Origin of the sequence: Porphyromonas crevioricanis, assembly GCF_900167225.1 — a bacterium.
Lineage (GTDB): Bacteria > Bacteroidota > Bacteroidia > Bacteroidales > Porphyromonadaceae > Porphyromonas > Porphyromonas crevioricanis.
Genome location: NZ_FUXH01000018.1, coordinates 15,039 through 34,107 on the forward strand (window position 1 = coordinate 15,039; position 19,069 = coordinate 34,107).

Annotated in this window: 15 protein-coding genes; 5 read left to right on the forward strand and 10 right to left on the reverse strand. The window is 46.3% G+C overall.

Annotated elements, in window-relative coordinates; genetic code table 11:
- Positions 1-117: 117 nt before the first annotated feature.
- From B5D48_RS08150 to B5D48_RS08180, 7 genes are all read right to left on the reverse strand, one after another.
- The gene (locus B5D48_RS08150; protein ID WP_023938099.1) at positions 118-2,928 is read right to left on the reverse strand and encodes a choice-of-anchor J domain-containing protein; all 2,811 of its coding nucleotides are present in this window, start codon (positions 2,926-2,928) and stop codon (positions 118-120) included.
- A gap of 245 nt (positions 2,929-3,173) precedes the next feature.
- On the reverse strand, positions 3,174-3,959 hold the full coding sequence (mazG, locus tag B5D48_RS08155; RefSeq protein WP_023938101.1) for a nucleoside triphosphate pyrophosphohydrolase: 786 nt from the start codon (positions 3,957-3,959) through the stop codon (positions 3,174-3,176).
- Between the two features lie 13 nt (positions 3,960-3,972).
- Positions 3,973-6,012, reverse strand: a complete 2,040-nt coding sequence (locus B5D48_RS08160; RefSeq protein WP_042120434.1) for a protein-disulfide reductase DsbD family protein — start codon at positions 6,010-6,012, stop codon at positions 3,973-3,975.
- Positions 6,013-6,076: 64 nt separating this feature from the next.
- Positions 6,077-7,108 (reverse strand): RluA family pseudouridine synthase, encoded by a 1,032-nt coding sequence (locus B5D48_RS08165; protein ID WP_023938104.1) that lies wholly within the window; start codon positions 7,106-7,108, stop codon positions 6,077-6,079.
- Positions 7,109-7,137: 29 nt separating this feature from the next.
- Positions 7,138-7,464 carry a hypothetical protein gene (locus B5D48_RS08170; RefSeq protein ID WP_023938106.1) on the reverse strand — a complete coding sequence of 109 codons (327 nt, stop codon included), beginning with the start codon at positions 7,462-7,464 and terminating at the stop codon, positions 7,138-7,140.
- Positions 7,461-7,865, reverse strand: coding sequence for an FtsB family cell division protein (locus B5D48_RS08175; RefSeq protein WP_042120436.1), 405 nt, complete (start codon positions 7,863-7,865; stop codon positions 7,461-7,463). The genes B5D48_RS08170 and B5D48_RS08175 overlap by 4 nt, the downstream gene beginning before the upstream one ends.
- Positions 7,866-8,237: 372 nt before the next feature.
- The gene (locus B5D48_RS08180; RefSeq protein ID WP_023940930.1) at positions 8,238-8,741 is read right to left on the reverse strand and encodes an RNA polymerase sigma factor; all 504 of its coding nucleotides are present in this window, start codon (positions 8,739-8,741) and stop codon (positions 8,238-8,240) included.
- A gap of 202 nt (positions 8,742-8,943) precedes the next feature.
- Between B5D48_RS08180 and B5D48_RS08185 the strand changes: the two genes are divergently transcribed.
- From B5D48_RS08185 to B5D48_RS08195, 3 genes are read left to right on the forward strand one after another with little or no spacing between them, the layout of a single operon-like run.
- Complete coding sequence (locus B5D48_RS08185; RefSeq protein ID WP_023938983.1) at positions 8,944-9,348, forward strand: YkvA family protein; 405 nt, start codon at positions 8,944-8,946, stop codon at positions 9,346-9,348.
- Positions 9,341-10,561 carry a sensor histidine kinase gene (locus B5D48_RS08190; RefSeq protein WP_234985418.1) on the forward strand — a complete coding sequence of 407 codons (1,221 nt, stop codon included), beginning with the start codon at positions 9,341-9,343 and terminating at the stop codon, positions 10,559-10,561. Before B5D48_RS08185 ends, B5D48_RS08190 begins: the two co-directional genes overlap by 8 nt.
- Before the next feature lie 44 nt (positions 10,562-10,605).
- Entirely contained in the window at positions 10,606-11,568 is a 963-nt protein-coding gene (locus B5D48_RS08195; protein ID WP_052115647.1) for a sirohydrochlorin cobaltochelatase, read from the forward strand.
- A gap of 144 nt (positions 11,569-11,712) precedes the next feature.
- Here B5D48_RS08195 and B5D48_RS08200 read toward each other — a convergent pair whose 3' ends face one another.
- The 3 genes from B5D48_RS08200 to pckA form a co-directional block, all read right to left on the reverse strand.
- Positions 11,713-12,858, reverse strand: a complete 1,146-nt coding sequence (locus B5D48_RS08200; RefSeq protein ID WP_042120693.1) for a T9SS type A sorting domain-containing protein — start codon at positions 12,856-12,858, stop codon at positions 11,713-11,715.
- A 210-nt stretch (positions 12,859-13,068) separates the two neighbouring features.
- On the reverse strand, positions 13,069-15,009 hold the full coding sequence (locus tag B5D48_RS08210) for an NAD(+) synthase (protein WP_023938994.1): 1,941 nt from the start codon (positions 15,007-15,009) through the stop codon (positions 13,069-13,071).
- Between the two features lie 187 nt (positions 15,010-15,196).
- Positions 15,197-16,807, reverse strand: coding sequence for a phosphoenolpyruvate carboxykinase (ATP) (gene pckA, locus B5D48_RS08215; RefSeq protein WP_023938996.1), 1,611 nt, complete (start codon positions 16,805-16,807; stop codon positions 15,197-15,199).
- Positions 16,808-17,352: 545 nt separating this feature from the next.
- Between pckA and B5D48_RS08220 the strand changes: the two genes are divergently transcribed.
- The gene (locus B5D48_RS08220; RefSeq protein ID WP_023939000.1) at positions 17,353-18,375 is read left to right on the forward strand and encodes a hypothetical protein; all 1,023 of its coding nucleotides are present in this window, start codon (positions 17,353-17,355) and stop codon (positions 18,373-18,375) included.
- A gap of 20 nt (positions 18,376-18,395) precedes the next feature.
- The coding region (locus B5D48_RS08225; RefSeq protein WP_143742834.1) for a hypothetical protein at positions 18,396-19,069 on the forward strand (674 nt) is incomplete at its 3' end.

Sequence of the window (19,069 nt, forward strand, 5' to 3'; positions counted from 1 at the left end):
GTATACATCGTTATCATTTTAGGAGAGCAAAAATATCTCCAGTGAGCGTTTTACCAGTATAGTAGTGGTATTTCCCCTCACTGGAGATATTTTTTGCACCTCCTTCCAAAGAAGCCTTTATTCCTTTACGAAAGAGCTATTTGTAGAGCTTCCCTCCGCTGTTACAAACATCATCAGATACCGCCCTGCTGGCAGAGAAGATACATCCAGCGAGTGAGTGTAACCTCCTTGTGACAACAACCGTCCATCCATTGCAAAGAGATAGAAGTGAGAATAGTTCCCTTTCATGTGGAGCAGGTCTGTTGTAATAGTAGGGTAGACGGTTATCTCGTTGTCCGAGCTCGGTATCTCTACCCCCGAATCGAGGGTTGCCAATAGCTTTACCAAAGCGGATGAACCACCACGAGTTTGAAGTAGCAGAGCTGCTGCACGATCCGTTTTCTCCTTGGCCTTGAATACGGTCTGTATCTCAGCACCTTCGGCCGGTATAGATGTTTTATCCACCGCAAAATACCGGGCTGCCTGTCGAGGTTCGACACTCACCGAGATCGGATTGCGAGGATTTTCGACTGTAACCGAGACGGATTGGGGAGCTGTCTTGATGTCGGGGATGAATTGGAACAGAAGAAGATCTTTGTCTGTCTTGATGGTTGTATGGTCGGTACGGCCGAATGTGACATCGTCGATCATGAAAGCAAGGGTAGCTGCATTTCCTGCTTCTGGGCTGTGTAGGCTGAAACCGAGGTAGAACAGGTCCTCCACTTGTATACTATTGTCTTGAGATAAGTCGATAAAATAGTCGTACCAGGAGTCTCTGTCAAGATCTTTCACCAGCAGGTGTTTGGTGATGTCTAAGTACTGAGCAGTTAGCTTACCGGACTGCTTTGTGATAATGTACATTCCGAACTTTTCCTCAAGATTTTTGGGAGGGAGAGAAAAGCGAAGACGGAATGTAAGAATTTTCGACTTGGCTTTCTGGAAAGAGATGGCAGGCGAAATGAGCCATGATTCGTGTTCTTGCTCAATAATTTCTCCAAGGCGGTAGAAACTGATTTGAGCACAACGCTCTTCGGTTTCGCCGGAGGTAAAATTTTTCTGATCCCAACCCCAGAAAGGTCGATTGCCTTTAAAAATAAGGCTTTGCCAGCCACTGAGATTGAATGGACGGGTATGGCGCAGACTCTCAAATTTTTCTGACAAGAGCTCCACAGGTTGTTCTTCGTTGGGCTGTAGCATACAGTTTTCTATTTTGTCGAATACAGTACGCAAAGCCTTGTCCCCCTCAATCACTTCTATTCGGTTGAGTAGACTCTTCTCTTCTGATGTATTCCGAATGCGAAAGCGAGTAGGTCTGTTGGTGGCAGGGACAAATGCTTCGCCTTGTTGCCCTATTTTCTGCCAGTGTCCTCCTCCGTCGAGGCTTATTTCCAATTCATAGACAGAAGAAGAGTGGGGTTGTAGCCGAATCGAAGCAATTCCATTTACAAAAGTCTCATCGCATTCCAGTAGACCATTGGGATCCAATTCTATTGTATTGGCTGCTTTCCAGCGACCATCGAGACGGTAGTAAGAACGGTCGAAAAGGTGGTAGTTCTTCCACGCTTCGCCTACAAATCGAGGGTCAAGCTTTTTGTCGGTCTCAAAAGTTTCTATCCATGTATCTCCCCAGGCAAGGCATTCGGCTGATAGCTCGTAGCGGACAGTGTCCATCATGGCTGTCGAGAGACGCAAGTTGGCTGTGTATTTGCCAGGTTTTTGGGGGGCAAAAGACAGTTTGACACTGTTGTTGAGCACTTTCCCTTGCTTTTCACTATAGAAGAATTGTGCAGAGTTTAGACGGAATGGCCCCCCTTCTGCTTGTTCTATAGCCAGATTTACTGAGGCTATTTCTCCACTTATATCAAAGGAAAGTTCTTTGGCATCCGATTGTCCGGGAAAAGCCCTAAAGGGGGGTATGGAGGCCATACTCTTGAGTTTGACCTGAGGAGGATTGTTCGGCTCGATGGCATAGAGCTGAATGTTCAATCGAGCGATAGGGTCTACATTCGGGTATTGTATAGAAGTTTTCCCCAGAGGGTAGGCTCCCTTTTTTTCGGGTGTGATTGTATATGAGATCTCGTTTATGCTATTCCCTTGGGGAAGTTTAGGCAAAGAGAGGCTCATTTCACCATTGGGGTAGTCGACATAAGCTTCGTGTGTAGACAATAGCCCCATCCCCTGCACAAGCATCTTGCCGGTGCTGGGTTGACCTACTTTAGCTTCTACAGTGGCCACTTCGGGTAAGATGGAGATGAATTGACGGTCTCGATCCAATGGTATAAGTCGAAGCAGGCTGAAGTCGTCGAACTCAGTCTCCGTGTGAGCATTTGTTTCTACTCGAAAGACAAAGCGAGCAGCCCCCTCTGGAGCAATCGTACGAAAACGAATGGTTCCCCATGCTTTGTGTTTGTCAAACCAATTGCCTGGGGCATTGATGAAGGCATCTTCGCCCGAAGAGAGTTGCTTCCCCTCCTTGTCAAGCCAGTGGCAGGCCAGACGAAATGCTCCAGCCGGATTTCTCGGAGCTTGCGAACGGTAGTGAATAAGTCCCTCGAGCATATCTCCGGGGTTTACCTGTTTGTCTGTTCGGTTTAGATCTATCGATTGACTGATATAACCGGTTTTGCCGTCTCCTGTATTGATCCCTACGGAGAAGCCTGTGCTGGCATTGAAACCTCCTTCTATTTTCCTCGATTTGCCGGAAGTTTCCCAATGACGGGGTTTGCCGGTCTCATCGAATTCGTAGAAGAATTGATCTTCCAGTAGCTCCAAACTCTCTTCTCCTGGGTTTGCCTCTGCCCGTATTTGTGAGAGTTGCGCCGAGGCTTGGCTTCCCAGACTAAAGAGCAGGGGTAAAGCCAGTGATGTAAATAATTTCTTCAGATTCATGTGTTTCTATTCCTATATGCTTTGAGCAAAACGCCGGATCGACGTAGACCATGATGTCTTTGCCCTCGTTTCTATTCCTATATGCTTTGAGCAAAACTTATCCTCCATTGAGAGTCTTTGCAATGGTCTCATTGGAGGTTGTGAGTAAAAACAAAAAGCCCCTCACTGCGCAAGATACAAATCTTGGGTAGTGAAGGGTGAATGTTGGAGAGTTTTTGTCCTTTGGATTTTGAATTGAGAGGAGATTAAGAACGCTCTTCTTTGGCTTGTTGCCAAATGGTTTCCATTTCTTCGAGAGATAGAGAAGCCACGTCTCTCTGTTGAGACTTTGCAAATTCTTCTATTCGATTGAATCGGCGGATAAATTTGGCATTGGTTCGCTCCAGTGCATTGTCCGGATTGATCTTGTACAACCTTGCCGCATTGATAACCGCAAAGAGCAAGTCTCCGAATTCTTCTTCCAAAAGGGATGAGTCTCCCTGCTTGATAGCTTCTTGTACTTCGTGATATTCCTCCTGTACTTTCTGCCATACATCCTCTTTGTGCTCCCAATCGAACCCCACGCCACGAGCTTTGTCCTGAATACGGTAGGCTTTGATGAGAGCGGGTAGAGAGCGAGGTACTCCTCCCAATACAGTCTTGTTGCCTCCTTTTTCTTTTAGTTTAAGCTGTTCCCAATTGTTGGCAACCTCCTCTGCCGAATGGACTTCGGTGGAGGCGTAGATATGAGGGTGGCGATAGATGAGCTTATCACACAGAGAATTGGCGACATCTGCGATATCGTACAAGCCTTTTTCTTCTCCAATCTTGGCATAGAATACAATATGGAGGAGCACATCGCCGAGCTCCTTACGAAGCTCGGCGGGGTTATCTTGTATGATGGCATCGGCCAGCTCATATACCTCCTCTATAGTGTTTTGCCGGAGGCTTTCGTTAGTCTGTTTCCTATCCCATGGACATTGCTCCCGGAGCGTATCCATGACATCGAGCAGCCTCCCGAAAGCCTCCAGCTTTTGTTCTCTGGTGTGCATAAGTACGGAGTCTTTATTTCCGTTTCTTAAACTCTTTGAGACCGGTGCGCAGGAAGTCGATGTAGGCCGGTATGTCCTCATCGTATCCACGGGAGAGGTTAAGTGGCATACCTTTGGCGTCCAGTGGAACGTAGAAAGGCTGTGAAGTAGCTCCGAACTTGGTTCTTTGCAGATAGCTCCACTTGTCACCAATGGTCCTCAGTTTCACGGTTTTGCCATTTTCCTCTACACTGATCGTCTCTGGTAGCGGGGTTTTGTCGTCTACCATGAGGGTGATCAATACATATTCGTCTTCCAGCAGGCCTTTCACTTCCGGATCGATCCACACGGCATTCTCCATTTTGCGGCAGTTCACACAGCCAAATCCGGAGAAGTCTACCAATACCGGCATCCCTTGCTTGGCTGCATAGGCCATACCACTCTCATAGTCATCGAATTTAGCATGCACTTCTCCCGAGTAAAGGTTGAAGTCTTGTGTTTTCAGAGGAGGTGCAAATGCCGAGATTGCTTTGAGTGGAGCACCCCACAAGCCGGGTACCATATATACGGCAAAAGCGAACGAGATTGTAGCTAAGAAATAGCGAGTTACACTCACAAACTTCATATCACTGTCGTGCGGGAACTTGATCTTACCCATCAGGTAGAAGCCCAAAGCAGCAAAGATCACGATCCAGAGGGAAACGAATACTTCTCTGTCGAGTATATGCCAGCCATAAGCCAAGTCGGCAACGGAGAGGAACTTCAGGGACAATGCCAACTCAAGGAAAGCGAGTACAACTTTTACAGAGTTGAGCCATCCACCGCTTTTGGGCATGCTCTGCAGCCAGTTGGGGAATATAGCGAAAAGGGTAAATGGTAAAGCCAAAGACAAGGCGAAACCAAGCAGACCGACAGCCGGACCTACGATAGAACCCATAGCAGTTACCTGCACCAGCAAAGTGCCGATGATGGGGCCTGTACAGGAGAAAGATACCAGCGTGAGGGTAAAGGCCATGAAGAAGATACTGAGCAGACCAGTTGTTTTGTCGGCTTTAGCATCAAGTTTGTTAGTCCATTTGGATGGCAATACCAGCTCGAAAGCACCGAAGAAAGAAATAGCGAAGAATACCAGCAGTAAGAAGAAAATGATATTGAATACGGCATTGGTAGCCATGCTATTGAGTACACTCGCATCGAAGATCAGTGTAACCACAATACCCAGCAGCAGGTAGATACATACGATAGAGAGACCGTAGGTGATAGCATCCTTGATCGCTTTGCTGCGTGTTTTGCTTCGCTTGAGGAAGAAGCTCACTGTCATCGGGATCATCGGCCAAACGCAAGGAGTTACCAATGCCACGAACCCATAGAGAAATCCGGAGAGGAAGATAAACCAAAGAGAAGAGTCTGCCTGATTGAGCGTCGCGTCTCCATAGGCTTTCAACTCTGCAACGACAGGTTTCCAGAGATCACTGTCAGTAACAGCATTGCTCATCGCTGTTGATACTGAGTCTTGAGCTGTTGTGTCGGCAGCTGCAGTGGTAACTTTTTCTTCAGGCTCTGCAGGAGTTTCCGCGACAACCGGAGCTGAGGCTACAGAAGCAGAGGAGAGTAGCTTGTGGTCTAATTTGAATTCTTCGGAAGTGGGAGGGTTACATGCATCCTTGGTGCAAGCCTGTGCCCTTATATAGCCTTCTGCCAAAAACTTGGCTGGGTCGGTCACTTGTATCTTTTGCTTGAAACTAACAGTCCCTTCGTAGTAGGTAACCTGCATGTCGAAGTCTTTGTCAAACTCTTCGTGCGGTTTTCTGGATGGCTGTGGTTTGCCCACGAGCTTGGCTCCATTGAGCTTTTCGTAAACAATTTCCAGAGAGTTGGGGCCATTTTCTTTTTGGTTGAAGCCAAAGATATGCCAACCGGGGTTGATTGTCGCAGTGAAAACAATGGTTTTCTCAGCCGAAGGGGCATCCACCAGTTTGATGTCCCACTTGTACTCCTGAGCCATCAAGGCCGATGTACACATGACTGCTACCAGGGTAGTGATTGCAGCCACGATCTTACGTGCAAATCTCATAGGGAATATTAACTTATGTATTGTGAATAATTATCTACTGTTCCGTTTGTCCTACGAATATCAATTATTTGTATCGCTTTTTTTCCTGGCTCTTGCTGTCGAGGGGTGTCTTGGTTTCGGAGGTAGAAGCCGAGGTTTGCATCAGACGTCTGAAAAGTGCGGGGATAGCTTGCTTGAATGTCATTCGCTGCCCATTGATTGGGTGTCGCATCACCAAGCGAGTGCATTGCAAAGCCACACAGCCAAGCTCCGGAAAGATAGAGCCTCCATGCCGATCCCCTGCCAATGGCAAACCGGCCTGCCTCATCTGTCTTCGTATTTGATTGTTCCGCCCATGTTTCAGAGATATTTCCAGCAAACTACAATATGCGCCGTGCCGAATAACCTTGTAAGAAGCCACACCGGCAGAGGAGGATGCGTCTGAGTTGAAAATTCTATTCTCTGAGGAGAAAATGAGACTTGCCGGATCTTCTTTATGATCTTTGTTTTGCTTGTCTGCTACAGGCTTAAGTAAAATGCCACGATCTTCTTCGGGTCTCCCCTCTATTACTGCATGGTAGACCTGCTCTTCTACTATTTCGGTCCACTGGCGAGTTATATATTCCTGTGCATCCCGGCTCTTGGCGAAAAGCACAATCCCCCCGGTATCTTTATCCAGACGATTGAGCATAAAGAGTTTAATCTTTGGATTGTAGGTCTTCAGATGAGTTGAGAGGATCCTCATGGCCGTGTGTTGTCTGTCCATCCCACTGGCTACGGTAGATATGCCTGGCTTCTTGGCACAGACGAGCAAGTCTTCGTCTTGATAGAGAATTTCCAATAGTGGGTGGTGTATCTCATCTGGTATGGGATACTTATGTAGCTCTACCTTTTGTCCCTTCTGCAAAGACCTATTGGCCACTGTTTCAGCAATACCATCTACACTCACAAAACGGTCGCGAAGCAATTGTTTGACAGTCGTGCGACTCTTATCCGGCAAGCAGCTTTGCAGGAAGTTTATTAAGCTCAAATCTCCCTCCTCGGCTGTATCAGAAACAAACCATTGCCGAGCCGAGATAGCTTTGCGAGAGCCGGAAGTACTGTGAGGGGCTTTCATCTGAATTTCGTACTAATGGGAAGATGAGGTTAGGATTTCTTTTTGAACACTAATAATAGCCCTGCATAGATGGCGAAAACCATTGCCAGGGCAAAGAAGAGGATCCACATAGTGGAATTGCGCAGAAGGAATACAGCAGAGGTGATAAACAGCAAGCCGGAAAACAAATTCATTCGAATAAGTCTTCGCTCACGTACCTCATAAGATTTGTGGGGTTGCAACAAGAAGTACAATGTGTATAGCCCGGCACCTAAGGCATAGAGCCAAGGAGCATATGACCACAGTGCTATGTGGAGGGCCGAGCCTAAAATGAGTAGGATAGCTCCCGATTGATAGAGGAAGGGATAATCTTTCATTGTGATTGTCCTTTGTCCTTTTCGTTTGGTTTGTCCTCCACGAGGAATACCTGCTCGTCCGGAGCCTTCATCATGAAGCGTTCTCTAGCAATTTGTTCAACACCATCTTTATTGCTGCGTATTTCTTCCAAACGAATACTATCTTGTCTGTAAGACTCACGTGCACGACGAAGCTCCTTTTTCAAGCCGGAGATTCGTTTGCTTCGTTTGTAGGTCTGCAGCAAGTTATGATCGCTGAATACAAAAATCATAAGCAGGGATATCAGAGCAACGGCCACAAATGGGATGTAGCGGTGCCGGGCACGCCAACCTCTGTAAGACTCCCGATAGGAGCGGAGACGAGCCCCGGGGCCTTTAGCTCTCCCCTGCGCTTGCGACTTTTGCTCTTGACTATTATTCACGGGACAATACTATGTGTAGTTTTAGTATAGGCGCAAAGATAAGCAACCCCACTCAATTTGCAATTCTGGTGAAGCAAAAGAATAGGTAAAAGCGGTGAATGTTATCATTTGTGCCAAATGATTGGGCTGTTAGATTTCTAAAGGATAGCTTTATGCTGATTTTCTGTGGTGGTATCATTCATGGAGCATAGCACAACTTCTTAGTTAGAATGTTTTGCTGCATCCTCAGAGGTTGGGAGCAATGCTCTCCGTTAGAAAATCGGAGATTACTCGTAGGCAATGTTTATGAATATTCCCAAAAAGCAATCCGGCCCTGTAACTTCCTTATGAAGTTACAGGGCCGGATTGCTTTTATGCTGTTATAGAATTTTTTCAGAGGAAATGTTTCAACTTGGGTTGCAACTCTTTGCGGGCGAAGAATATCCGGCTCTTTACTGTACCCAAAGGCAAATCAAGTGTCTCAGCTATTTCATTGTATTTGTAGCCACTTACATACATGGAGAACGGCTCCTTGAGCGTGTCCGGCAGTTCTGCGATGGCTTGAGTGATTTCGCTCAAATCCATCGTCCCTTCCGGAGTATTAAGACCTCCCTCCCCCACCAGAGGCACATTGTATGGATCCGTGTTGTCATCAATGACTGTCTGCATACGCACAACCTTGTGGTAGTTGTTGATGAAGATATTGCGCATCACGGTAAGTACCCATCCTTTGAAGTTGATGTTGTCCTTGAACTTATCTCTATTGTTGAGTACTCTGAGCGTCGTATCCTGCATCAGATCTTCTGCGTCCTCTACATTGGTCGTAAGAGACAGGGCAAAGTGGCGCATATTATCTTGTAGGCTGAGAAGTTTGTCTTGGAATTGCAATGCATTCATCTGATTCGCTTTGTTTATCCTTGTGCAGGGTTTTAATTCTACTATCTGTCCAGCCGTTCGGAATGATCGAGGATCTACCCCCATTGGCTGTTGAGACAAAGGTATGTTTTGCACAACTAAAACACAATAGATAAGTTTGCAGCTACGATAGAGGTTTTCTATATGCAGCGTCTTCCAATCAAACACTAGTAATCGTTTGGCTATGATCCGGAGAAAGAAAAAGACTTACAAACAGGGTGAATCATTTGCCGATTCTATCCATTTGCATGACTTGGCCCCCTATGCCCATTTCTATAGAGAGAATCGATTCCTATCCAAGCTCTGCAAGGTGGCGAGACTGATAGGTCGAGTTGCTGTGGAGCAATTTTTCGTGCTTTATTATCTTCTCAAAGAAGGATCTCTCTCGATCAAGGACAAAGTGATTCTAATCGCAGCCCTGGGCTACTTTATCTCACCGATAGATTTGATCCCGGACTTTTTGCTTCCCATCATCGGCTTCTCGGACGACTTGGCTGTTGTTGGCATTGTCTTGCAACTTTTGCGCCGCCATATAACACCGGAGATAAAGTCTTTGGCAGCATCTCGCACTAAAATGTTGTTTGCTTGACAGCGTTGCTGCTAACCGTAACCAAAACGGATCGGGTGTGACAATGATAGAGGATAGGAGGGTGTGGTCTCAGCTGCTCTTTGTGTTCGCTGCCGCTGTGATTGTTGCTACCTCTTTGTTTGTCTCCAAGAAGTTGGTCGATAAGGTGGCCGACGAGGAGAGGCTCAAGATGGAGATTTGGGCTATGTCTGCACGTCAGTTGGCCGCAGAAGAGGCAGATGGAGACCAAGCCTTGGATTTGATGCTCAAGATTATAGAGTCCAACAAGACGATACCTGCTATTCTGTGCAATGAGAGAGATTCTATCGTATCCTACAATAATATATCCGTATCCGGCTCCGATTCAGTAGCCCAATTGCAAGGCAAGTTGGCCGATTTCCGGGAAGGTTATCCAGCTATTGTTATAGACATGGGACCCGAAGGTCTGCAATATCTGTATTACTCCGACAGTAGTACCCTAAGGCAAATACTTCTCTTCCCCTATGTACAGCTTGCCGTGATATTGCTTTTTATTTTTCTTGCTATACGGGCAGTGTTAGCTACCAAACGAGCCGAGCAAAATCGTATATGGGCAGGACTTTCCAAGGAAACGGCCCACCAATTAGGAACTCCCATATCTTCCCTCATGGCTTGGACGGAGCTGCTTCGCATGGGGCAACTCTCTCCGGAGATTGTTGCAGAGATAGAGAAAGATACGCACCGGCTGCAGATGATAGCGGATCGCTTTCAGAAGGTAGGCTCTGCATCCGTCACCTCATCTGTAGATTTGTCCCAGGTATTGAGGCAGACAATAGACTATATGCAGCCTCGCATTTCAAAGCAAGTGTCAGTTGATTTGCAATTGCCGGAGCAAATCGTGATGATTGCCGGTTCCGAGACATTGCTCAGTTGGGTGATAGAGAATTTACTGAAGAATGCCGTCGATGCCATGCAGGGAAAGGGTCGGGTCGTCTTGAGCCTCAAACAGAAAGGTCGCAATGCCGTTATTGATTTCTCCGATACTGGCAAAGGAATAGCCAAGAGTAAACTGCGCATGATCTTTCGTCCTGGTTACACCACACGTGAGAGAGGGTGGGGCTTGGGGCTTTCTTTGGCCAAACGTATTGTGGAGGAGTATCATGCCGGGCAAATTTTCGTACTGAGGTCCGAGATCGGTGTCGGTACCACTTTCCGGATATTGCTTCCGCTCATAAAGTCCGTTGTGGAGGAATAGCTTCATCCTCTTGCTATCTTTCCCAATTCTCAATTGAAAATCTTATGATGATGAATAAACAAAACAACCTTTTCCTTGCTCTTCACTCCGATTCTCTCATGTCAGACTTTTCGGAAGAGGGAGTTTCAACTTTGATAGCCCTTACCAAGATAGACAAACAACATTCTGAGGCTCTTCTGCTTGTTACTTTCGGTAGCACTTATCCGGGGCCACATCAGACCTATGCTCGAATATCCAAGGCCTATCGGAAGGCTTTCCCCGATAGAGATATCTATTGGGCTTTTACCTCTAAGATCTGTATCAAACGTTGGGCGAAGAAAACGGGGCAACAATATCACACTCCGGACTTTTGGTTGGAGGCTTTGACAGAAGCCGGATACCGGAAGATCGTAGTGCAATCTTTGCATATCATTCCGGGGCAGGAGTATTTGTTAGTGCGTGATACTTATATAAAACCTTTCTTAGAGAGGTATCCTGAGGTCTCCGTGCGTCTGGGTGAGCCTCTGTTGAGTAGTGAGGAGGAATCTAAGCGGGTGGCACATATCCTGCACGATCACTTTGCTGACCTCTTGCATAAGGGGCATGCTGTAGCTTTTATGGGGCATGGAAATGCCAATAATGCCGATTATGAGGCTGGAAATAGGAGTTATCACTATGTGCAGGACGAGTTTGCACGTCTCAATGACAGACTATTTCTCTCTACGGTTGAATATCCGGGGATGTTATTTTCTGATTTGTTAGCCAATCTTTCTGCTCTTTCTCGGCATCCCGAGGCTGTGCATTTGGTGCCGTTGATGTCTGTAGCCGGAGATCATGCTTGCAATGATATGGCGGGAGATTATGATCCGAACGAACCGGACGAAGAGCAGAGCTGGAAAGTGCAATTGACACAAAATGGCTATACCTGCCAGGACGAACATTGCCATCTGATTGGCTTGGGGGATTTTGAAGAGTTGCAGAAACTATGGATAGAGCACACTTGGCAGGCTTTGCCGGTAAGTCTCTAAGAGAGGGTCTCTCTCTGTAGATTCAGTGCAAAAGAAAACGGCCGTATCGATTATAATCGATGCGGCCGTTTTTTGTTTTTCTGCTCTTATGAGGGAGACATACTTACCTGAGCGATGCTCTCCCATTGGGCAAGTCCGGTTTGTTTAGTCTTTCACCAGCTTGCTAGTCTGAGTTCCGGCTTTTACTATATAGAGGCCTTTAGCCCAATTAGATACATTCAGTACGGCTGAGCCTTCGGCATTGGTGTAGGTGTTTGCTACGATATGACCATCTACGGTGAATACGAATACTTGTTCGTTGGCTATTGCCATTTTGATAGAGACTATATCTTTGGCTACGGTAGGATAGAGTCTAAGGTTGTTGTTGGCCACTTTAGAGATTGATCCTACTTCTCTAAATACGGCACTGAGTTCGATGTCGCCATCTACTACAAAGCGTTTCAGGCTACGTATGTCGAGGTTTTCGTTAACTAATAGTTTGTCCAATTCGTAGCCATTTGCAGGAGTTGCTGTCACTGCCAATTCTGCTCCCAGTGCAAGTCTGGAAAGATCCTGATCACCCTCGATCCTTATCTCTCCATTTGTTGTGGGTTTGAAAGTTACTGTGAAAAACTTTTCCGGCAGAGTGGTCTCTCCTTCGTATTCTTCTCCATTATCCGTTTCGGAAATATTAATGTAGTCGCCTCGTAAATCACGCACATCCCATCCTTTTTTTGTGGCTATTGCTACATCTGCCTTGGTGGATATGTTCCATTCCTTACGGTTTTTGCTGTCTATTACGTACAATTCGCATTTGGAGTTGGATGCTTTCGGTAAAGATTCGAGCATCTTGGTCATATTCTCGTTGCGAATAATGTTTCCGTAAATGTCTAGACGTTGTACTCCTTTGTTGGAGGAAAAATCCAGTTCGCGAATTTGATTGTTGTTACAAGATACATTTACCAGTGTGTTGATACCACTCAGATCTAGGCTGATCAATTGTTGTTTAACTGCCGAAAAATCGATTACTGGACCAATAATCTTTATTTCCGGGTTGCTTACCCTGAATGTAAACTCTTCCTCTTCTTTTAGTGGTTTGATAAGGACACCCGAATTTTCTACACCTTCTATCTTGATTTCATCTTTTGATCTAAGCCAAAAGGAAATCTTTTTTCCCACCGGTATCGATGTAGTGAGTTTGATAACATTCTCTTCTTGTCGTTCTTGTGCCGAAAGGTCGAAAGAGATAGATGACAGTGTTAAAAGTGCGAATGCTAAAACCAGCATTCGTGAATGAGTAAGATTTTTCATGTCGTTTTTGTTATTCATTAAAAGGTGGATATTTGACAAAAGAGTGATTACATCGAAAGCAAGAAAATCGAATGAAACAGACTATCCCCGGAATAGCGAAGCTCCGACTGTTGGTAAACTAATACAAGGACAGGGAGATTTCGATATTTTGGGGATAGCGCAAAGATATGAAAAGAGAAGAAATGCTATCCTTCTCGGAATGCCATTTTTTTAGTCTTCTGGCAGCTGATCCACTTCGTTGATCCACATATTGCTGACGGCATCGCTTGGCATTCTCCATTCTCCTCGAGGAGAGAGACTTATACAGCCTACTTTGGGGCCATCCGGCAAACAGTTTCGTTTGTATTGCTGTGCGAAGAAGCGTCTGAAGAATGTCTTGAGCACTTGTTTGATCTCTCGCTTGGTGTATTTCCCATCGAAAGCCACTTGTGCCAAAAAGAAAATCTTCTCGGGAGAGAACTCGTTGTACAAGAAATGGTAGATGAAAAAGTCGTGCAGCTCGTACGGCCCTATGCTCTGTTCGGTGTTCTGCACGATCGCTCCGCTGCTGTCTGTGGGGAGAAGCTCCGGGCTGATAGGTGTACCCAGCACATCCATCAAGATGTCAGAGATATGGCTGCCCATGTCGGTAGATTCGGCGATATAGCGGATAAGAAGTTGCACTGTGGTTTTGGGAACCCCCGAATTGACAGCATACATACTCATGTGATCCCCATTGTAAGTCGTCCACCCGAGAGCGAGTTCGGAGAGGTCTCCTGTACCTATCACGGGGGCATTGTATTTACTACCGAGGTCCATGAGGATTTGGGTGCGCTCTCTGGCTTGTGTATTCTCGAAAGTCAGGTCTTGTACAGACTCATCGTGCCCGATATTCATAAAGTGCCTGCGACAGGCCTCTTGTATATCTATCTCCAATCGTGTCACTCCTAATGCATCCATTAGCTTTGTCGCATTACTAAGTGTGCGTCTCGAAGTACCGAATCCCGGCATGGTTACTGATATGATCCCCTTGCGATCCAGCCCGAGTATATCAAAGGTCCGTACTGTAACAAGTAGGGCCAGAGTAGAATCTAACCCTCCAGAGAGACCTATCAATACTTTCTCCGCTCCCAGATGGTGCAATCGCTGACGCAGACCGCAAACCTGAATATCGAAGATCTCAGCCGAACGCTCCTTCCGGGAGGCGTCGTCCGGCATGAATGGGTTGCGCTCCACTTTGCGTGTCATAGGGAAAGAGTCCTCTGGTTTTCGCAATTCAAAGGGCACCTCTACCAAATCTTCGTCTGTCAGTTGAGAGACGGCAGCTTTGAAACTACTGTTGATATAACGCTCGGTTTGCACACGCGAAACATCTATATCGCTCACGATCATGCGTTCGCTATAGTCGAAGCGTTTCATTTCCTCTACGATTGTGCCCACTTCGGCAATGAATGCCTTCCCAGTATAGACCAAGTCTGTGGAGCTCTCTCCGTAGCCACAAGACGCATAGACGTAGGCACAGATGCTCTGGGAAGACAAGCCACTAATCAGGGATCTCAAGTAGGCGTGTTTGCCGGCATTTTCGTTGCTGGCCGAGAGATTGAATATGATTTGTGCTCCATAGAGAGAAAGACGGGTACCGGGGGTGTAGGGTGTCCACATATCCTCGCAAATCTCTATCCCGAAGCCTACCGTGCCACAACGGAAGAGCAGGTTGCAGCCGATTGGTACACGTTCTTCTCCAATTAGCACAGTGCTGTATTGCAGGTCTCTGGCTGGTGAAAACCAACGTTTTTCCTGAAATTCTCGATAGTTCGGCAGATAGGTTTTGGGTATGGCGCCCAGGATTCGACCACTCTGGAAAACAATCGCAGCATTGAATAGCTTTTCTTCTACCCGCACCGGTGCACCCACAATGACCAGCACTCGGGTGTGAGCCGTTTCGGCCACCAGACGACATACCGCCTCTTTGGCTTTCTCCAGCAGGAATGGTTGTAAGAATAAGTCTCCGCAGGTATAGCCGGTAATGCTGAGTTCCGGAAAACAAAGTATTTCTACGCCCTTGGTTTCAGCATCCAGTATCATAGTCTTCATGCGGCTGATGTTGTAGAAACAATCGGCTACCTTGACATAAGGTACTGCCGCAGCCACTTTTAGAAATCCATATTTCATATATCCACAATATTATATAAGGTGCGCGCAAAGGTAACCAAATAAAGCCCAAGCATACAGGGGAGTACGCTTGGGCTTTGTCGGTCGTCTCGGGAAGAGGAACTACCTCGTCCTGCTTTTCTTTATGTTTTCTTGACTTTAGTCCGAAACAGCTACAGAACAGAGTTTCTGCCTCCGATCCGTCTCTTTATTCTTCCGTGGGACCAGCTGCCACCAGAGCTTTGCCAGTTTCGTTGCCGCAGAACTTTACAAAGTTCTCCCTGAAGAGCTGAGCCAACTTACGAGCCTTCTCATCCCACTCGGCTGCATTGGCATAGGTGTCACGCGGGTCAAGGATCTTTTCGTCCACGCCCGGCAACTGTGTCGGTACGGAGAACCCGAAATAGGGTATCTGTTTGGTCGGAGCCTTGTCGATAGAGCCATCAAGTATGGCATCGATGATACCTCTGGTATCTTTGATAGAGATCCGTTTGCCCGTCCCGTTCCATCCGGTGTTTACCAGATAGGCGCGTGCGCCCACACGCTCCATTTTACGTACAAGTTCTTCAGCGTATTTGGTCGGATGCAACGAAAGGAAAGCAGCTCCGAAGCAAGCGGAGAAAGTCGGGGTCGGCTCCGTGATACCGCGCTCGGTCCCTGCCAGCTTGGCTGTGAAGCCGGAGAGGAAGTAATACTTCGTCTGCTCGGGAGTGAGGATAGACACCGGAGGCAGCACTCCGAAGGCATCTGCCGATAGGAAGATCACGTTATTGGCATGGCCTGCTTTGGAAATGGGTTTGATAATGTTGTCTATGTGGTAGATCGGATAGGAGACACGAGTATTTTCCGTTACCGATTTGTCCGAGAAGTCGATTCGCCCATCTTTGTCTACTGTCACATTCTCCAAGAGAGCATCCCGGCGAATGGCATTGTAGATGTCTGGTTCGTTTTCTTTGCTCAGGTTGATGACCTTGGCGTAGCAACCGCCTTCAAAGTTGAAGATACCGTCATCGTCCCATCCGTGTTCATCGTCACCGATAAGTTTGCGTTTGGGATCGGTAGAGAGGGTTGTCTTGCCTGTGCCTGAGAGTCCGAAGAAAATTGCTGTTTCTTTCTCATCTTGACTCGTATTGGCTGAACAGTGCATGGCAGCGATGCCGGCCAGCGGGAGGCGGTAATTCATGTAGGAGAACATCCCCTTTTTCATTTCGCCACCATACCAAGTGTTTAGGATCACCTGCATTTTTTCGGTCAGGTTGAAAACAACTGCTGTCTCCGAGTTGAGTCCAAGCTCTTTGTAGTTCTCTACTTTGGCTTTGGATGCATTGAGCACCACAAAATCCGGCTCTCCGAAGTTGGCCAGCTCTTCGGCTGTCGGGCGGATAAACATATTTGTGACAAAGTGAGCTTGCCATGCCACTTCCATGATGAAGCGTATCTTGATCCTTGTGTTGGCATTAGCTCCGCAGAAACCGTCTACAACAAAGAGCCTCTTGTTGCTCAGTTGGTTGGCTGCCAGTTTTTTGAGCTCTTTCCAAGTTTCGAGGCTGCAGGGCTTATTGTCATTTTTGTATTCCTCACTTGTCCACCAGATCGTATCTCGAGTGACATCGTCCTTTACCCAAAATTTGTCTTTGGGGGAACGACCGGTGTAGATCCCGGTCATTACGTTCACGGCTCCCAACTCGGTGCGTTGTCCCTTTTCGTAACCTTCGAGGTTTTCTTTCAATTCTTCCTGATAGAGAGTCTCGTAGGATGGGTTGTATAGGATTTCCACATTACCGGAAATGCCGTACTTAGTTAGGTCTATTGGTTTCATAATCTTGTATTATCGTTTTACAAAGTTGCATTGATAGTCCTGAGGAAAGAATGCATGACCGCTATGTAGCGACTATCGCAAAGGTAAAAAAAAGGGGAAAAGACAAACTGTCTGTGGAGAAATCCCCACAAATACCCATCCAGATGGAGAGGGGGGAATTACAGTTTAATTGGAAGTTGAGTATACCATGCAACTCTGTGTTTTTTTCTCTCTGAGGATTGTAAGTTGTAGTTTAGTTGAAGAGGCTATTTGTACCCCTGAAAGACGGGTGATGTACATTGAAACATCTAATAGTTAGGGAGGGCAACTCTTTACTTTTGAAGGAATGCCTTTTATGGAAAGAGTGTTTTTTTGTTTTTTAGAAGTAAAATAAATACCTTTAGAGCACAAGGAGAAGGAAGAAAAGTTCTTTTTAGTGTTAATTTCTTGGGCTCTTTTTGGCCTGAATGAAAAGCTCATCGAAAATAGATGCCTTGTTCTTTTCTTCGTCTTACTTAATGTCTTCCTGATATAGGTTTGTTGTTTAACTCTTGAAAGTATTAGTTATGAAAAGAAATTTATTTTTTGTACTTCTCCTGTCTTTGTTTGCATTTGGGTTTGGGTTGAGCTTGCAAGCGCAGACAGAAGAGGCCACACAAGATTGTTTCCCTGTTGGAGCAAAATGGTATTATCAAACGGAAGAGGTAACCCCTTTTTCGTATATGCCCGATAGGGATAAAAATAAAGATGAGTGGAAGATCGGCTTTTTTTTATACGAAGTCATAAAGGAAGAAAACTTGGGGACGGAAATCAAGAAAACCATCACACGGACGAGATATAATCATCTCAAGGAAATAGATAGTGTTTCGACTTTTTACCTATATCTCTGCCCCAACGGAGACCTTTGGGGGGAAGACGAAGGTGCTGCTCGTAACCTTTTCCACTCACCAAGTAAGAAGATCGGAGATAAGTGGCCGGTAACTATTCGTTATAGATCAATATATCATGTACCTATCGATGGGGTCGATGCTATTTCTTCAACTGTTACCTTGAATGATATTTATGAAGATCCGGATGGTTGTATAACTTATTATTACATTCTCCGTAGTGTAACCCCTGAGGAGGGCTCATCTTTCCCATATTGGTACATATATAGAGAAGGAGATCCACTGTCTCCTAGTGATCGTATTTATCCGATTGGAGGCTTTTTTGTGAATTTTTGGTATGCAGATCTCCCTATGCGGGAAGATGAAGAGATCGGAGCTCGGGCTTATGTAGCTCCGGACGGTACCGTCTATGAAACTGATTGGTGGAAGAGAAATCCTTTTCATGATATCGGTATAGATGGTGTATACCACCGCCCATTGGCTTTGCCGGTTGTTCAGAACCCAGAGGGATGGTACCGCTATGATCGACTGTCTGGAGTCGCAGTCAGCGAAGTTTCGGGACAATTGTATTTGTACGGCATGGATGGGCGACTGGTTCGTATGGGGCATGGTCAGGTTTCTACCTTGGGCCTTCCGACTGGGATATATGTCTTGAAGTCAATGGATAACCCCCATTGCTATGCAAAAATATTGGTTGAATAGAGTTTAAGCAGAAATACGATATGACACGAAACATACTTTTTATATTCCTGTCTTTGTTTGCATTTGGGTTTGGGTTGAGCTTGCAAGCGCAGACAGAAGAGGCCACACAAGATCTTCTCCCTGTGGGAGGAAAGTGGTATTACAATCAGGAAAGTGCTGGCTGGATGATTGGCCCTCCTGACAATGACATGAACAAAGCAGAGCGTTGCATTGGCGTTATAGTCAATGAGGTGACCGCAGAAGAAACCTTGGATACAGAGATCAAGAAAACGGTTGTACGCACGCGATACAACTATCTCAAACAAGTAGTATCCGTCTTTACTTCCTATCTATATGTCCAGCCCAATGGAGATATTTGGGGCCAAGATGAGGGAGAGAAGGCAGTCCGTAACCTGTTTCATTCTCCCAACAAAAAGGTAGGAGAGCGTTGGTCAGTTACGATAGACGACAATGGGACTCCCCGAGAGGCTGAGTTGGAGTTAACCTCTGTTGCAAAACAAAGGGATGGAAGTATTGTTCATTGCTATTGCCTTTTCCTTTCAGGAAAGAGCCGTCCCCTTCTCGCATACTGTTATGCAGATCACCCTTTTAGACTTGAAGATGAGCTCTATCCCATTGGCGGGACTTTTACTGGCATAGGATGGTGTGATGTCCCACTGAAGGATGCAAATATTGATGGGTATCGAGGCTATGT

What these genes read in the sequence shown, in the direction of transcription:
- B5D48_RS08150 (WP_023938099.1), bottom strand. Translation starts at nt 2,928, where the DNA reads ATGAATCTGAAGAAATTATTTACATCACTGGCTTTACCCCTGCTCTTT.
- mazG (WP_023938101.1), bottom strand. Translation starts at nt 3,959, where the DNA reads ATGCACACCAGAGAACAAAAGCTGGAGGCTTTCGGGAGGCTGCTCGAT.
- B5D48_RS08160 (WP_042120434.1), bottom strand. Translation starts at nt 6,012, where the DNA reads ATGAGATTTGCACGTAAGATCGTGGCTGCAATCACTACCCTGGTAGCA.
- B5D48_RS08165 (WP_023938104.1), bottom strand. Translation starts at nt 7,108, where the DNA reads ATGAAAGCCCCTCACAGTACTTCCGGCTCTCGCAAAGCTATCTCGGCT.
- B5D48_RS08170 (WP_023938106.1), bottom strand. Translation starts at nt 7,464, where the DNA reads ATGAAAGATTATCCCTTCCTCTATCAATCGGGAGCTATCCTACTCATT.
- B5D48_RS08180 (WP_023940930.1), bottom strand. Translation starts at nt 8,741, where the DNA reads ATGAATGCATTGCAATTCCAAGACAAACTTCTCAGCCTACAAGATAAT.
- B5D48_RS08185 (WP_023938983.1), top strand. Translation starts at nt 8,944, where the DNA reads ATGATCCGGAGAAAGAAAAAGACTTACAAACAGGGTGAATCATTTGCC.
- B5D48_RS08195 (WP_052115647.1), top strand. Translation starts at nt 10,606, where the DNA reads ATGATGATGAATAAACAAAACAACCTTTTCCTTGCTCTTCACTCCGAT.
- B5D48_RS08200 (WP_042120693.1), bottom strand. Translation starts at nt 12,858, where the DNA reads ATGAAAAATCTTACTCATTCACGAATGCTGGTTTTAGCATTCGCACTT.
- B5D48_RS08210 (WP_023938994.1), bottom strand. Translation starts at nt 15,009, where the DNA reads ATGAAATATGGATTTCTAAAAGTGGCTGCGGCAGTACCTTATGTCAAG.
- pckA (WP_023938996.1), bottom strand. Translation starts at nt 16,807, where the DNA reads ATGAAACCAATAGACCTAACTAAGTACGGCATTTCCGGTAATGTGGAA.
- B5D48_RS08220 (WP_023939000.1), top strand. Translation starts at nt 17,353, where the DNA reads ATGAAAAGAAATTTATTTTTTGTACTTCTCCTGTCTTTGTTTGCATTT.